Source organism: Amycolatopsis sp. NPDC058986 (assembly GCF_042741125.1).
Lineage (GTDB): Bacteria > Actinomycetota > Actinomycetes > Mycobacteriales > Pseudonocardiaceae > Amycolatopsis.
In genome coordinates, this window is sequence record NZ_JBHYJW010000042.1 from 45,452 (window position 1) to 59,656 (window position 14,205).

Here is a 14,205-nt window from a genome sequence, read left to right on the forward strand (position 1 = left end):
TCACTCCTTCGGGACGTTCCCACTGACCGACATCCGGGGCAGGTGGACGAGCGCGTCGAAGGCGTGGAGGACGTCGACCGGCGTGAACATGTGCGCGTGCCGGATGCTCGCCGGGCCCGGCTTTCCGGCGGCGCGGCCGGCACGGAGATCGACGAGGCACGGACCGGCGTCGGCGAGTGCTTCCTCGACGCTGCCTTCGGCGGGAGCGTCCAGTTTCTGTTCGTAGCTGCGGAACCCCAGGCGGGTGCCCTCCTGCGGGGCGAGGCCGGTGGTCGTCCCGGTGGTGGCGGTGAGGCCGAGCGCGAAGTAGTCGTCACCGAACTCCTCGGCGAGCCGCATCCCCGCCGGCGGGAAGGCGCTCCCGGGCAGCGGGGCGAACGGCGTCCGCTGCAGATGTCCATTGTGGAGCATCAGGACGATCTTGGCGTCGGAACGCTCGCGCAGCAGCCGCGCGGTGGCCGCCATGTACGTGTCCCTCGAGGAACTCCCCAGTTCGGGCGCGGTGCCGGACATCATCGCCGTCACTTCACGCAGGTGCAGATCGACCCGTAGCGCGCCGATGGCGTGGTGGCGCGCTGTCGCGAAGGCCTCGGCACCGCCGCGCTGCCGGTAAGCCGGGGCGAGCGCGTCGAAGTGCGCGACGAGCACGGACAACGCCGCCGTCGCGGCGTCACGCTGCGGGATGTCCGACTCCTTGTACCGCTCCATCGCGACCGCGTTGCTCGCCCCGATGTAGGGCTTCACTGCCGCCTCCGCGGCGTCCACAAGGGACACCGCGGGCGCATCGACCTCGGCGAAGTAGGCTCGGACGGCGTCGAGCGACGGGACCGGCGAACCACCCGAACTCGGCACGTCCAGCCCGGCGAAGCGGACGCCGCCGTGCTCTCGCAGCCAGGTCAGCATGCCGTGTACCTCGGGCGAATCGCCGAGGCTGAAGGTGAACCCGTCACGGCCGATGTCGGCGACGTCGCCGGGCGCGCCCTGGAGCCAGGCGTCGACGAGGTGTCCCTCCGGGAAGCCGGATTCGAAGCCGAGCACGGTGAAGCCGCGATGCTCCACGAGGTGACGGAGAAGCTTGTCGCGCAGCAGCCCGAACTCGTGGATGTGATGGTTGTTCTCGCCGATCGCGACGATGCTCGCGTCGCCGATGAGATCGGCGATCGGCGTCACGTCGGCCGCCGAAAAGGGAGTGACGAAGTCCAGGGCTGGCATACTGGGCACACTAACGCAACGGGAGTAGCGGTTGGCAACGGAGTTACCCGGCACCCAGCGGCCCGGCGGGCGCACCGAGCGCACCCGGCTCGCCGTCCTGCACGCCACTTTGGACCTGCTCGCCGAGCGGGGCTACAGCGAACTGACCGTGGACGCCGTCGCCGAACGCTCCGGCGTGCACAAGACGACCGTGTACCGCCGGTGGAAATCCGCCGAAGGGCTCGTCGCGGCGGCGTTCCACCTCGGTACCGAAGACGACTGGACCGCACCCGACACCGGCTCGCTCGCCGGCGACCTGTACGAGATGCTGGCCGAGCTCGTCGGGTACTTCACCACCCCCGGTATGCGTGAGCTGCCGACGGCGGCGATCCTCGCGGCGTTCCAGGCGGACCTGGCCGCCGGGGCGCTGCACGACTTCTACGAGGACCGGCACGCGCGCTGCGCCGTGATCACGACCCGCGCGATCGCCCGCGGCGAAGCGCCTTCGGGAACCTCTCCCGACGAGGTGGTGCGCGCCGCGAGCGGGCCGATCTTCTACCGGCTGTTCATCTCGCGCGAATCCCTCGACCTCGACGACGCCCGGCTCGCGGCCCGGAGCGCGGCGGCCGCTGCCGCCGCGGGCGTCTTCGTCGTCTGAGCGGCGCTCGGGCTTGTCCCCATGTAGCTTTCCGGCGGCCCTGGCCATGTCCTTTGTGGATTGATGGGCGCACGGGTGGACGCTCGCCTCGATGTCGCGAACGCTCCGTTCGGGACATCACCCCGGCGCCCCGACGGCACGACTGGACCATTCGCACCGCCCCGAAGCCCCCTACCAAACAGCCTAGGCGAGGGGGCCGACGAAACTGCCGCCGAGCGGCCGGGAACGCCGGGGACAAAAGCGCGTTCGAGAGCATCAGAGGGCGAGACCGCGTCGAGAGCACCGGGGCAAATGCCGTCAAGGACTCCTTACGGGCGTCAGACGCCCGTAAGGTGGCCTTGACGGCAGGTCAGGGCAGGGGGCGGCGGTAGCGGACCGTGGGGAGCACGGCGCCGTGGAGTTCCTCGGTTTTCGTGGCGCCGTCGGGTTTCCAGCCCGCGCGTTCGTAGAAGGTGCGGGCACGGGTGTTCGTGTCCAGAACCCAGAGCACGGCCTCGGCGTGCCCCGCGGAAGCCAGGCGTGTCACGGCCTCGTCGAGGAGGAGACGTCCCCAGCCACGGCCCCACTGCTGCGGATCGACGTACAGCGCGTACAGCTGACCACCGGAGTCCTCGAGAGCAGAACCGAAGGCGGCGAACCCGCCCAGCCAGCCCGCGGATTCGAGAACGACCACGGTCCCGCGCGGCTCGGCGGCGCCGAGGACTTCCTCCCACTGCCGCGCCCTGTCCAAGATGGACAGTCCACTGAGGACGTCGTCGGACACGTGCCCAGCGTAGGCCACCCGCCACGAGGCGACGTGCACCGAGCCGATCGCGGTCGCGTCGGCCGCCACCGCCTCGCGGATCACCGGTTCCGGCAAGACATCAGCTCTTTTCCAGGTATTCGACCCTGTCCTGGTCCACCACGTCGGCGATCAGATGCGCGAGGCCGGGGAAGTTCTTCAGCTCGGGATCCTGTTCGACGAACGCCTGCGAACACGTCCGCGCGTCGGCGATCACCTCTTCGTCCCGCAGCAGCGAAAGCAGCTTGAGCGTGGACCGCTTCCCGGACTGGGCCGCGCCGAGGATGTCGCCCTCCCGCCGCAGCTCCAGATCGAGCCGCGACAGCTCGAAACCGTCCGTTGTGGACTCGACGGCCGCCAGCCGCTCCCGCGTCGACGTGCCGTCCAGCGTCTCGGTCACCAGCAGGCACAACCCCGGCACGCTCCCCCGGCCGACGCGGCCCCGCAGCTGGTGCAGCTGACTGACCCCGAACCGGTCCGCGTCCATGATCACCATCGCGGTCGCGTTCGGCACGTTCACGCCGACCTCGATCACCGTCGTGGCCACCAGCACGTCCAGCTCGGCCGCGGCGAACGCCCGCATCACGGCGTCCTTCTCGTCGGCGGGCATCCGGCCGTGCAGCACCCCGATCCGCAATCCCTTGAGCGACCCGTGTTCCAGCTCGGGCGCGACGTCGAGCACCGCGAGGGGCGGACGTTCCGTCTTGTCCGACGGTGGTTCGTCCCCGATCCGCGGGCACACGACGTAGGCCTGGTGCCCCTTGCCGACCTCTTCGCGGACCCGCTGCCACGCCCGGTCCAGCCAGGCGGGTTTCTCCGCGACCGGCACCACGGACGTCTTGATCGGCGACCGCCCCACCGGCATCTGCCGCAGCGCGGAAGTCTCCAGATCGCCATACACCGTCATCGCGACGGTGCGCGGAATCGGCGTCGCCGTCATGACCAGCACGTGCGGGCTCGTCCCGTCGGCACCCCGCGAACGCAGCGCGTCCCGCTGTTCGACGCCGAAACGGTGCTGCTCGTCGACCACGACCAGGCCCAGATCGGCGAACGCCACGGTGTCCTGGATCAGCGCGTGCGTCCCGACGACGATGCCCGCCTCGCCACTGACCGTCTCCAGCAACGCCTTTTTGCGTTCCTTCGCACCCATCGACCCGGTCAGCAAGGTGACCCGCGTGGCGTTCTCCGCCCCGCCCAGCTCCCCCGCCTGCGCGAGGTCGCCCAGCATGTCGCGCAGCGAACGCGCGTGCTGCGCGGCCAGCACCTCCGTCGGCGCGAGCATCGCGGCCTGCCGCCCCGAGTCCACCGCCTGCAGCATCGCGCGCAGCGCCACCACGGTCTTCCCACTGCCGACCTCGCCCTGCAGCAGCCGGTTCATCGGATGCTCGGTCGCCAGGTCCGCGGCGATCTCGTCGCCGATCTCCCGCTGCCCGTCGGTCAGCTCGAACGGCAGCCGCTTGTCGAAGGCGTCCAGGATTCCACCGTCGGTGTGCGGGGACGCCTTCGCCGGGCGCGACACCGCGGAATGCCTGCGCTGCGCGAAAATCAGCTGCACCGCCATGGCCTCGTCCCATTTGAGGCGCCGCCGCGCGTTCTCCAGCGCCGCCCAGCTTTCGGGCCGGTGGATCCCCCGCAGCGCGGGCTCCAGCTCGCTCAGGTGATACCGCGACAACAGCTCGGCGGGCATCGGGTCCTCGTCGACCTCGAGGACGTCGAGCACCTGCCGCACGCACTTCTCGATCGACCACGACGGCATCCCGGCCGCCGCCGGATACACCGGGATGATCGCGCCGGCGAAGTTGTCGACGGCCTCGGCCTCGTTCTCCGGCTCCAGCAACTGGTACTCGGGGTTCGCCAGCTGCAGGGTGTCGCGGAACGCGGTGACCTTGCCCGAGAACAGCCCCGTCTTCCCCGGCGCCAGCTCCTTTTCCCGCCACGCCTGGTTGAAGAACGCGCACGCGAGACGACGTTTGCCGTCGGTGATCACCATGTCGAGGATCGTGCCGCGCCGCGATTTCATGGTGCGCTTGCCGATCTTCTCGATCCGCGCCAGCACGGTCGCGTACTCACCGAGTTCGAGCCCCGCGATGTCGGTCATCTCGCCGCGCTCCGCGTACCGGCGCGGATAGTGCCGCAGCAGATCGCTGACCGTCTCGATGTCCAACGCCGTCGACAGCGCCTTCGCCGTCTTGGCGCCCAGCAACAGCGGAAGCTTGTCGCGCAGCCCGGCCATGGTCTACTCAACCCCCATCAGCAGCACGGCGCCCGCCTGGCCACTGGCATAACTCGTCAACTCCACCTCGGGATGCTCCACCCGTAACTGCTCGGCCAGCTCGGCGGCAACGCCCGGCGGCACGTCCGCCCCGGTCAGCACGGTCACCAGCTCACCACCGACCGCCAGCATGCGACCCAGCACTTTCATCGCGGCCGCCACGAGGTCGCCGTCGGAAGGCACCACACCACCCGCGGGCTCGATGAGCACCACCTCGTCGTCGACCAGGCCGATCAGATCGCCGGACTGGGCCCGGCCCACCCAGGTTAGCGACTCCTCCAGCGCGATCCGCAGCTCGCCACGCCTGGTCGCCGCGGCCGCTTCGGCCATCGCCACCACGTCGTCGTTCGTGCGCCGCGCCGGATCGTGCACCGCCAGCGCGGCCAGCACCTGCACCGGCGAAGCACACGGGATCACCACGACGTCGCGGTCCGCGGCCATCGCGTGCCCGGCCGCCGCGTCCGCGGCCACCGTCAGCTCGGTGCCGCCCGGCAGCACCGTGACGTGCCGCCCGGCGGCCTCGTTGAGCAGGCCGATCATCTCCTCGACGCTCGGCGTGGTGCCGCTCGGCACGGCCAGCACCGCGACGCCTTCCGCGCGCAGCACCTCGGCGAGCGCGCCGCCGTGGACGACCACCACCACGGTGCGGTCGAGCCCGCCGCCCGGTTCGATCGGGGTCGGCGTGACGAGCGGCTCGACCCGGATGCGGCGCGGCCTGCCCAGTTCGATCCCGGCCTCGATCGCGGCGCCGATGTCCGCGCAGTGCACGTGGACGGCATGGCTGCCCGAGCCGTCCCCCGCCACCGTGACGCTGTCCCCGAGGCCGCTCAGCTCCTTGCGCAACGCGGGCAGCCGGGCCTCGTCGACGCCGTCGAGCAGGTACATGACCTCCCACGCGTAAGCGACCTCACCCGGGGCATGGGAGGTGATCGCCTCCAGAGCGTGTTCGTGCTCGGTGGCCGTACCGGTGACCACCCCGGCCAGCGCGTCCAGAACCGCGACCAGCCCCCGCCCGCCCGCATCGACGACGCCGGCCCTGGCCAGCGCGGGAAGCTGCTTCGGCGTCTCCTCCAGCGCGGCCGCCGCGGCCACGGCGGCCGCCGTCGCGACGTCGGCGAGGTCGCCCGGACAGCCGCGGACGGCCGTCGCGACCGCGTGCAGAACGGTGATCATGGTCCCGGCCACCGGGCGGCTCACCGCCCCGGTCGCGACCTCGTCGGCACGCACCAGCGCCGCGGCCAGCCCCGGCCCGTCCAGTTCCCCGCCGCCGGCCGCCCAGTCCGCCAAACCGCGCACGACCTGGGAGATGATGACCCCGGAGTTCCCGCGCGCGGCCGCGACCGCGCCCTGGGCGAGCACGGCCAGCGACTCGGCCGCGGTGGCGGGCCCGGCGGTGGCGAGCGCGCGGTGGGCGCCGGTCATCGTGTGCAGGAGATTGGACCCCGTGTCGGAGTCCGCCACCGGGTAGACGTTGATGCCGTTGATCGCCGGCCGCAGCCCGTCGAGACTGTGCACACAGGCCGCCGACCAGGCCGACACCGCCGCCACGTCCAGCACCCGCACCCGTAACCTCCTCGCTGGTCCCCGCGAGGGTAGCGACCCGGTGCGACGGTCCCGGAAACCACTAGTTACTATGGTCGAGTTGCCCAGGGGTTATCTGGGCCGTTCTACGTCCCAGATTCAAAGGAGTTCGACGTGGCTGCCGTGTGCGACGTCTGTGGCAAGGGGCCGGGCTTCGGCAAGTCGGTCTCGCACTCCCATCGGCGTACCAACCGCCGCTGGAACCCGAACATCCAGACCGTTCACGCGAAGATCGGTCTGTCCCAGCGCAAGCGCCTCAACGTGTGCACCTCGTGCATCAAGGCGGGCAAGGTCGTGCGCGGGTAGGGTCGCCGAAAGGCTTGGATGGCGAGTGCTCGTGGAGAGCACTCGCCATTTTTTTCGGCTACGTGCCCTTTGGGGGTCGAACCCCAAACCCCCGCCAGGGGGCAAGCCCCTGGACCCCCGGTTGCGGTTACGTTCCGTTGGTGGCTCACTACTCTGCGCGCGTGTGCTGAAGGGCGCTTTCAGTGCGTGTTGCGCGCTGAAGGGCGCCTTTAGTGCGCTGGGTGCGCTGAAGGGGGCCTTCAGCGCAGCGGGGCCGTGCGGGTTCCTGTGGTTACGTGAGAGACGCCGAGGGGCACCCTGGGTGCGTTGAGTGCGACGGGGGCGTCCCTCGGTGCGGCTGACGCACCAAGGGCGTCCCTCGGTTCTCAGGCCCCCAGAGTCGGCGCCACAACGCCGCGAACGCGTCGTTCGGGGCAAGCCGCTCCCGACGGCTGCGATAGTCCGTGAATGCCACATTGAGAGACTCTGATTCTCTCAATGTGGCATTCACGGAACGTCAGCCGTAGAAGTCGGTGAGGAGGGGGAGCAGGGTTTTCGGGTGTTGGAGCACGCCGTGGTCCTGGCCCTCCAGCGTCTGATACACCCCGCCCGGCACGGCCTCGGCGGCGGCGCGGGCGCCCGCGGGCATCCACGCCGGGCTCGCGCCCCCGCCGATGACCAGCGTCGGCACGGTGATCTTCGCCAGGCCCGAAACAGGCAGGTGGTTGCCGGGGCCGCAGATCGTCAGGTCGTACGGCAGCGTGTGCGCCAGCGCGGTGAACCAGCCCCACACCGGGGCGGTCTTCATCCCGGCAACGATCCCGGCAGGCGTGTCGGTGCCTTCGACCAGGAACAACGTCACAGCCTCGTCGCAATCACCCGCGTCCAGCGCGGCACGCACGCGATCCACGAGGTCGTCCCCGGGCCGCGGGCGGCTGCCGTCGACGATGTACGGCGGTTCGTACGCCGCGACGCGGTTGATGGACAGCCCTCGCGAAGCCGCTTCCAGCGCCAGAACCGCGCCCGAGGAATGCCCGAACACGTGCGCCGAACCACCCACGTGCTCGATCAGCGCGGCGAGGTCCTCGACCTCCCGGTCCACGCTGTACGTCTCCGCGTCACCGCTGTCGCCCCGGCCACGCCGGTCATAGGCGATCGTGGTGTAACCGTCGAGAACTTCGGCGAGTCCGGCGACGGTCGTCCGGTCGTTGACGGCGCCGCCGATCAGGATCAACGGCGTTCCGGCGCCCCGGCGTTCGAAAGCGATCTTGGTGCCGTCGGCGGAAACGACGGTCGAAACCTCGGTCATGCGGTCCTCCAGGAAAACAGGGAAGCGGCTCGAACGCCGCCGTTCACCCAGCGGTCGGAACCGACGCCCGCTCCTTGACACACGTTACGGAAGTTTCCATTCGACCGGCGCCGCGCCCTGCTCGGCCAGCAGCTGGTTGGCCCGGCTGAACGGCCGCGAGCCGAAGAAGCCGTTGTGTGCCGAAAGCGGGCTCGGATGCGCCGACTCGATGCACGGGACGTTGCCCAGCATCGGCTTCAGGTTCCGCGCGTTGCGGCCCCACAGGATCGCGACCATCGGCTCCGGGCGCGCCGCGAGGGCCTTGATCGCCTGCTCGGTGACCTGCTCCCAGCCCTTGCCCTGATGCGAGTTCGACTTGCCGGGCTGCACCGTCAGCGCCCTGTTGAGCAGCAGGATGCCCTGATCCGCCCACGGCGTCAGATCGCCGTTGGACGGCGGCGGGTAGCCGAGGTCCTCGCAGTACTCCTTGTAGATGTTGATCAGGCTCTTCGGGATCGGGCGCACGTCCGGCGCCACCGAGAAACTGAGCCCGACCGCGTGCCCCGGCGTCGGATACGGGTCCTGGCCGACGATCAGCACCCGCACGTCGTGGAAGGGCTGTTTGAACGCGCGCAGGACGTGCTCCCCCGCCGGGAGATAGGTCCGCCCGGCGGCGATCTCCGCGCGGAGGAACTCCCCCATGGCGGCGACCTGTGGCGCCACCGGTTCGAGGGCCTCGGCCCAGCCTGCTTCGATGATCTCGTGCAGCGGTCGTCCGGTCACGGGGCGCGAGCTTAGCGCTTCTAGGAGAGGCGCCGAAGCTCGCCCCGGAACCGGATCGCGCGCTCGACGTAGGAATTGACCACCAACGCGATCTGGTCCGGCCCGAAGGACTTGTTCGGCCGCGTCTTCGCGGGCACGCCCAGCGCGATTTCCCCTTGTCCCACATGGGATTCGTACGACAGCACGGCACCGGCGCCGACCATGCCGCCGTCTTCGATCACCGAACCGTTGAGCACCACCGACCCGGACGCGATCAGGCAGCCCGTCCCGATTTTCGCGCCCTCGATGTGCACCGAATGCCCCACCGCCGACGACGGCCCGAGAATCGTCGGATGCCGCCGCGTGCAATGCACGACGCAGCCGTCCTGGATGTTGGAGCGCTCGCCGATCTCGATGTACCCGTGGTCGCCACGCAGCACGGTCTGCGGCCACACCGAGGCGTGCGCGGCGATCCGGACGTCGCCGATGACCGTGGCGTCGGGGTGGACGTAGGCATCGGGGTGGATGGTCGGTTCGAGATCCCCGAGCGCGTAGATCGGCATGCGTTCCTCCGGATACTGCGATTTCACTGACGATGCGATTGGATCATGCGCATCGCCGCGAAGACGAGAAACCAGCGCCGGGGCACGCGGATCGTGCTCACAGTCCTGGTGCTGGCCGCGTTCTTCTGGCCCGTCGGCGCCATGCCCTCGCTCGCGAACGGACTGGCCGTCACGCCGCCGATGGGCTGGAACAGCTGGAACCAGGTCGGCTGCTACGGACTGACCGAGCAGGTCGTCCGCGACGCCGCCGACGCGCTGGTGAAGACCGGGATGCGCGACGCCGGATACCGCTACGTCGTCGTCGACGACTGCTGGCAGGCCCCGACGCGGGCCACGGACGGCTCGCTGCGCCCGGATCCCGCACGGTTCCCCGGCGGGATCGCCGCGCTCGCCGACTACGTCCACGCGCGGGGCCTGCTGTTCGGCATCTACGCCGTGCCGGGCAGCCGGACCTGCGCGATGGCCAGCAACGCTTACCCGGCAAGTGGAATCGGCTCGCTCGGGCACGAACGGCAGGACGCGGAACTGTTCGCACGCTGGAGCGTGGACTACCTCAAGTACGACTGGTGCGATGCGGACACTGTGGACGGTCTCGACCGGAAAGCCGCCTTCACCACGATGCGCGACGAACTCGCGCGGCTCGACCACCCGATCCTCTACGCGATCTCCGAGTACGGCGCGTCCAGCCCGTGGACCTGGGCTCGCCCGGTGGCGAACCTCTGGCGCACGACGAACGACCTCTCGCCGGACTGGGCGTCGGTGCTCTCGGTGCTCGCGCAGCAGGCGGACGTCGCCGGATACACCGGCGTCCCTGGTGGCTGGAACGACCCGGACATGCTTCAAGTCGGCAACGGCTCGCTCACCGAAGACGAGAACCGGGCGCACTTCAGCCTGTGGGCGCTGCTGAACGCGCCGTTGTTCGCCGGAGCGGCCCCGGACAAGCTGACCGCGGCGAACCTGGCGACGCTGGGCAATCGCGAGGTGATCGCGCTCGACCAGGACTTCGCGCACGGCCAGGGACGGCGCTGGTCGTCCTCCGGCGACGCCCAGGTGTGGGGAAAACCGCTCTCCGACGGCGGATTCGCCGTCGCACTGCTGAACACCGGCACCACGCCCACGCCGATCTCGACGACCGTGCCCGGCACCTGGCGGGTCCGCGATCTGTGGCAGCACACCGACACCGGCAGCGCCACCGACGTCGTCTCCGCCACCGTCGCCCCACACTCGGTCACCCTGCTCCGGTTGTGCCGTCAGGCGAAGTCCTTGGCGTAGCAGACGCTGTCGGGTTCGCAGCGGTAGACACCGAACTTCGGGATCTCGTGGTAGCCCGAGGATTCGTACAGCGCCAGCGCTTCGGGCTGTTTGACGCCGGTCTCCAGCACGGCCCGCTTCCGCCCGGCGGCGACCGCCGTGCGTTCCAGCTCGGCCAGCATCGCCCGCGCGAACCCGCGACCCCGTGCCGCCTCGACGACGTACATGCGCTTCAGCTCGAAATCGCCCGGCCGGAAGTACGGAGCGGGCCCGTCATGAGCGCGCCAGCCGCCGCTCGCGACCGGGACGTCGTCGAGATAGCCGACGAGGAACAACCCCTGCGGCGGAGCGAACTCCGCCGGGTCCATCGGCGTCGAGTCCTCGCTGCCATAGCGCTCGACGTAGACCAGCTGGACCTCGTCCATCAGCTTGACGGCGTCGGGATGGTCGTACGGGACCACACGGATGTCCATGCGCCCGAGATTAACCGGTGATCAGCGCCAGTGTTCCCAGCCCGGCTCGTGCTGGTACGGCTTGCCGTCCACGGTGACGCCGGACTCCGCGATGGTGACCGCGCCGATCGCCCGCCAGCCCTCCGGCGGATCACCGAACGGCGGGAACGTCGCCGCCAGCGCGTGATCCTCGCCCCCGGTGAGCACCCAGCGCAGCGGGTCCGCGCCGAGCGCCGTGCCCACTTCGACCAGTCGCGAGGCGACGTCCAGATCTGCGGTGCGGATGTCGATGCCGACACCGGACGCCTCGGCGATATGCCCCAGATCGGCGAGCAGGCCGTCGGAGACGTCGATCATCGACGTCGCGCCCGCGTCGGCGGCCAGCGGCCCGGCCTCGTACGGCGGTTCGGGACAGCGTTGCGCGTTGACCACCCCGACCGGGGACCGGAACCCGCGGCCCAGCACGGCGAGCCCGGCGGCCGCCCAGCCGAGTTTGCCGCACACCGCGACGACATCACCGGGCCGCGCGCCCGACCGGGTCACCGGTTCGCGGCCACCGAGGTCACCCAAGGCGGTGACGCTGATCACGAGCTGGTCGGCGCGGACCATGTCCCCGCCGGAGACGCCGACGCCGGCGCGTTCGGCCTCGGCCCACATCCCCTTCGCCAGCTCGGTGATCACCTCGGTGGGCGTGTCGGGCGGGCAGGCGATGCCGGCGAGCAGCGAGCTGGGCCGTGCGCCCATCGCGGCGATGTCGGCCAGGTTCACCGCCGCGGCCTTGCGGCCGACCTGCTCCGGGCTGGACCAGTCCAGCCGGAAGTGCACGCCGTGCACCAGCACGTCCGTACTGGCCACGACGCGGCCGTCGGGTGCGGCGACGACCGCGGCGTCGTCGCCGGGGCCGAGCAGCGTGGCCGCGGGCTGCCGCCGTCCCGCGATCACCGCGTCGATCAGCGCGAACTCGCCGGTCCCCGCCACCGTGCCGTCGTCCGGTGACACCGGTCACCTCCCGTTTCTTCTCACACAACACATGTCGATCACCGACAGTCGGATGCCCTATGTTTTTCCCGGAGCCGGGGATACGTTGCTGAGAACGTTCCTACCTTGAGCCGAGCGATACCGACGAAAGGGCGCGCCGTGGTCCACGCATACATCCTCATCCAGACCGAGGTCGGCAAGGCGGCCGCGGTCGCCGCGGAGATCTCCGACATCCCCGGCGTCACCAGCTCGGAGGATGTCACCGGACCCTACGACGTCATCGTGCGCGCCGCGGCCGAGAACGTCGACCAGCTCGGCCAGCTCGTCGTCGCCAAGGTGCAGAACGTGGAAGGCATCACCCGTACGCTGACCTGCCCGGTGGTCCATCTCTGACGAGTGGTGTAGTGGTCCGGTGGACTCCAACACCGGCGCACCACCGAAAGCGGTGCTGTATATCGCGACCGCGCTCGCCGTCGCGCTGGCGGCGGCGGTCGCGGTCTTCGCGCTGACGAAGGGCACCGCGGCCGACTCCTCCTCCGGGCAAGGGCCGCTCGCCCTGGTCTCGGTGCCCGCCCCGCAGGCGGGCAGCCCGGACTGCGCGACGCTGATGGGCGCGGTCCCGACCGAACTCGTTTCGGCGGGCAAGAAGCTCACCCCGCGCACGCTGGCCGACCCGGCACCGCCGTCGACGATCGCCTGGGGCGACACCGACCCGATCGTGCTCCGCTGCGGGCTCGAGCGGCCGCCGGAGCTCACACCGACCGCGACGCTGCGGCAGATCAACGGCGTCCAGTGGCTCCAGGTCCCCGGCGAGGGATCGGCGACCTGGTACGTCGTCGACCGCGGCGTCTACTCCGCGCTGACCGTGCCGGACTCGGCGGGAACCGGGCCGCTGCAGGACATTTCCGGCACGGTCGCGGCGAAACTGCCGCCCCTGCCGCTGAAGTTCTAGCGCAGGCCGGTACCGCGCGCGATCGCGGTCTCGATCAGGGTCCCCAGCAGCGTCGGGTAGTCGACGCCGGTGACCTCCCACATCTTCGGATAGGCCGACTTCGTGGTGAACCCGGGCATCGTGTTGACCTCGTTGATGGTCGGCTCGCCGTCCTCGCCGACGAAGAAGTCGACCCTGGCCAATCCCTGGCAGTCCAGCGCGCGGAACGCCTCGACGGCCATGGCGCGCAGGCGCTCGGTGACCGCGTCGTCCAGCTTCGCCGGGATGTCCAGCTCCGCGTCGTCGCCGAGGTACTTGGTCTCGAAGTCGTACCAGGCGCTTTCGTCGTCGGACAGCACCCGGATCTCCGCCGGCAGCGACGCCTCGACGCGGCCGTCGGGGAACTCCAGCACGCCGCATTCGACCTCGCGGCCCGCGACCGCGGCCTCGACCAGCACCTTGGGATCGGTCTGCCGGGCCAGCGCGATCGCGGCGTCCACTTCGGACCAGTCGGCGACCCGGCTGATGCCCACGCTCGAACCCGCGCGCGACGGCTTGACGAACACCGGCAGCCCCAGCCGTTCCCGGTCCGCCTCGTCCACTGTGGACTGTCCACGGCGGAGTGCCGTGTAGGTGCCGACCGGGAGCCCTTCGGCGGCGAGCAGCTTCTTCGCGTACTCCTTGTCCATCGCGGCCGCGCTGGCGAACACGCCGGGACCGACGTAGGGGATCCCGGCGAGTTCGAGCAGTCCCTGGATGGTGCCGTCCTCGCCGAACGCGCCGTGCAGGACGGGGAAGACGACGTCGACCGCGGCCAGCGCCTCGGTGGCCTCGCCGGTGTCGAGCATGACCAGCTCGCGCTGGGTCGGGTCACCCGCGAGTACGAGCGCTTTGCCTTCCTCGACCGAGGGCAGCTCGCGTCCGCGGATCGCCAGCTGTTCGGGCTCGCCGCTGCCGAGCACCCAGCCACCCGCCGGGGTGATCCCGATCGGGACGGCCTCGAACCGCGCGGGGTCCAGGTTGGCGAGGACGCTGCCCGCGGAAAGGCACGAAATCGTGTGTTCCGTGCTCCGGCCACCGAACACGACCGCCACCCGAATCTTTTCACCGCTCATAGCCGGTCACCGTACATGCGTGCTCCCTGCTCCTCGGATCAGCGGGCTTGTTGGGGTGACGTGCCGGCACGGCTTCCGTTGCGCCAGGAACGGCACG

General features: G+C 70.4%; 15 protein-coding genes. 5 read left to right on the forward strand and 10 right to left on the reverse strand.

Annotated features, from left to right (window positions below):
• Complete coding sequence (locus tag ACFW0G_RS30790; protein ID WP_378328936.1) at positions 1-1,212, reverse strand: erythromycin esterase family protein; 1,212 nt, start codon at positions 1,210-1,212, stop codon at positions 1-3.
• A gap of 31 nt (positions 1,213-1,243) precedes the next feature.
• On the opposite strand from ACFW0G_RS30790, the gene ACFW0G_RS30795 reads away from it, so the two are divergent.
• Positions 1,244-1,849 (forward strand): TetR/AcrR family transcriptional regulator, encoded by a 606-nt coding sequence (locus tag ACFW0G_RS30795; protein ID WP_378328937.1) that lies wholly within the window; start codon positions 1,244-1,246, stop codon positions 1,847-1,849.
• A gap of 349 nt (positions 1,850-2,198) precedes the next feature.
• Here ACFW0G_RS30795 and ACFW0G_RS30800 read toward each other — a convergent pair whose 3' ends face one another.
• From ACFW0G_RS30800 to ACFW0G_RS30810, 3 genes are read right to left on the reverse strand one after another with little or no spacing between them, the layout of a single operon-like run.
• The gene (locus tag ACFW0G_RS30800; RefSeq protein ID WP_378328938.1) at positions 2,199-2,708 is read right to left on the reverse strand and encodes a GNAT family N-acetyltransferase; all 510 of its coding nucleotides are present in this window, start codon (positions 2,706-2,708) and stop codon (positions 2,199-2,201) included.
• A gap of 4 nt (positions 2,709-2,712) precedes the next feature.
• On the reverse strand, positions 2,713-4,863 hold the full coding sequence (recG, locus tag ACFW0G_RS30805; RefSeq protein ID WP_378328939.1) for an ATP-dependent DNA helicase RecG: 2,151 nt from the start codon (positions 4,861-4,863) through the stop codon (positions 2,713-2,715).
• 3 nt (positions 4,864-4,866) lie between these two features.
• Positions 4,867-6,465, reverse strand: a complete 1,599-nt coding sequence (locus ACFW0G_RS30810; RefSeq protein ID WP_378328940.1) for a DAK2 domain-containing protein — start codon at positions 6,463-6,465, stop codon at positions 4,867-4,869.
• 132 nt (positions 6,466-6,597) lie between these two features.
• Between ACFW0G_RS30810 and rpmB the strand changes: the two genes are divergently transcribed.
• Positions 6,598-6,789 (forward strand): 50S ribosomal protein L28, encoded by a 192-nt coding sequence (gene rpmB / locus ACFW0G_RS30815; RefSeq protein ID WP_324162777.1) that lies wholly within the window; start codon positions 6,598-6,600, stop codon positions 6,787-6,789.
• A gap of 496 nt (positions 6,790-7,285) precedes the next feature.
• On the opposite strand, the gene ACFW0G_RS30820 is transcribed toward rpmB, so the two are convergent.
• From ACFW0G_RS30820 to ACFW0G_RS30830, 3 genes are all read right to left on the reverse strand, one after another.
• Complete coding sequence (locus tag ACFW0G_RS30820) at positions 7,286-8,077, reverse strand: alpha/beta fold hydrolase (protein ID WP_378328941.1); 792 nt, start codon at positions 8,075-8,077, stop codon at positions 7,286-7,288.
• A gap of 84 nt (positions 8,078-8,161) precedes the next feature.
• Complete coding sequence (locus ACFW0G_RS30825; RefSeq protein WP_378328942.1) at positions 8,162-8,839, reverse strand: uracil-DNA glycosylase; 678 nt, start codon at positions 8,837-8,839, stop codon at positions 8,162-8,164.
• Positions 8,840-8,859: 20 nt separating this feature from the next.
• On the reverse strand, positions 8,860-9,381 hold the full coding sequence (locus ACFW0G_RS30830) for a gamma carbonic anhydrase family protein (RefSeq protein WP_378328943.1): 522 nt from the start codon (positions 9,379-9,381) through the stop codon (positions 8,860-8,862).
• 45 nt (positions 9,382-9,426) lie between these two features.
• On the opposite strand from ACFW0G_RS30830, the gene ACFW0G_RS30835 reads away from it, so the two are divergent.
• The gene (locus ACFW0G_RS30835) at positions 9,427-10,653 is read left to right on the forward strand and encodes a glycoside hydrolase family 27 protein (protein WP_378328944.1); all 1,227 of its coding nucleotides are present in this window, start codon (positions 9,427-9,429) and stop codon (positions 10,651-10,653) included.
• Here ACFW0G_RS30835 and ACFW0G_RS30840 read toward each other — a convergent pair.
• Together ACFW0G_RS30840 and ACFW0G_RS30845 are read right to left on the reverse strand one after the other, a co-directional pair.
• On the reverse strand, positions 10,632-11,105 hold the full coding sequence (locus ACFW0G_RS30840) for a GNAT family N-acetyltransferase (protein ID WP_378328945.1): 474 nt from the start codon (positions 11,103-11,105) through the stop codon (positions 10,632-10,634). The genes ACFW0G_RS30835 and ACFW0G_RS30840 overlap by 22 nt on opposite strands.
• Before the next feature lie 21 nt (positions 11,106-11,126).
• A complete protein-coding gene (locus ACFW0G_RS30845; RefSeq protein WP_378328946.1) occupies positions 11,127-12,083 on the reverse strand; it encodes a thiamine-phosphate kinase in 957 nt (318 codons plus the stop codon).
• Between the two features lie 138 nt (positions 12,084-12,221).
• Here ACFW0G_RS30845 and ACFW0G_RS30850 point away from each other — a divergent pair, with 138 nt between their 5' ends.
• A complete protein-coding gene (locus tag ACFW0G_RS30850) occupies positions 12,222-12,455 on the forward strand; it encodes an Lrp/AsnC family transcriptional regulator (RefSeq protein WP_378328947.1) in 234 nt (77 codons plus the stop codon).
• A 19-nt stretch (positions 12,456-12,474) separates the two neighbouring features.
• A complete protein-coding gene (locus tag ACFW0G_RS30855; protein ID WP_378328948.1) occupies positions 12,475-13,014 on the forward strand; it encodes a DUF3515 domain-containing protein in 540 nt (179 codons plus the stop codon).
• On the opposite strand, the gene ACFW0G_RS30860 is transcribed toward ACFW0G_RS30855, so the two are convergent.
• Positions 13,011-14,108, reverse strand: coding sequence for a D-alanine--D-alanine ligase family protein (locus ACFW0G_RS30860; RefSeq protein WP_378328949.1), 1,098 nt, complete (start codon positions 14,106-14,108; stop codon positions 13,011-13,013). The genes ACFW0G_RS30855 and ACFW0G_RS30860 overlap by 4 nt on opposite strands.
• Positions 14,109-14,205: the final 97 nt, after the last annotated feature.

Bases quoted from the DNA above. Each gene is read 5' to 3' on its own strand.
- recG (WP_378328939.1), bottom strand. From the start codon at position 4,863: ATGGCCGGGCTGCGCGACAAGCTTCCGCTGTTGCTGGGCGCCAAGACG.
- ACFW0G_RS30820 (WP_378328941.1), bottom strand. From the start codon at position 8,077: ATGACCGAGGTTTCGACCGTCGTTTCCGCCGACGGCACCAAGATCGCT.
- ACFW0G_RS30840 (WP_378328945.1), bottom strand. From the start codon at position 11,105: ATGGACATCCGTGTGGTCCCGTACGACCATCCCGACGCCGTCAAGCTG.
- ACFW0G_RS30790 (WP_378328936.1), bottom strand. From the start codon at position 1,212: ATGCCAGCCCTGGACTTCGTCACTCCCTTTTCGGCGGCCGACGTGACG.
- ACFW0G_RS30830 (WP_378328943.1), bottom strand. From the start codon at position 9,381: ATGCCGATCTACGCGCTCGGGGATCTCGAACCGACCATCCACCCCGAT.
- ACFW0G_RS30860 (WP_378328949.1), bottom strand. From the start codon at position 14,108: ATGAGCGGTGAAAAGATTCGGGTGGCGGTCGTGTTCGGTGGCCGGAGC.
- ACFW0G_RS30835 (WP_378328944.1), top strand. From the start codon at position 9,427: ATGCGCATCGCCGCGAAGACGAGAAACCAGCGCCGGGGCACGCGGATC.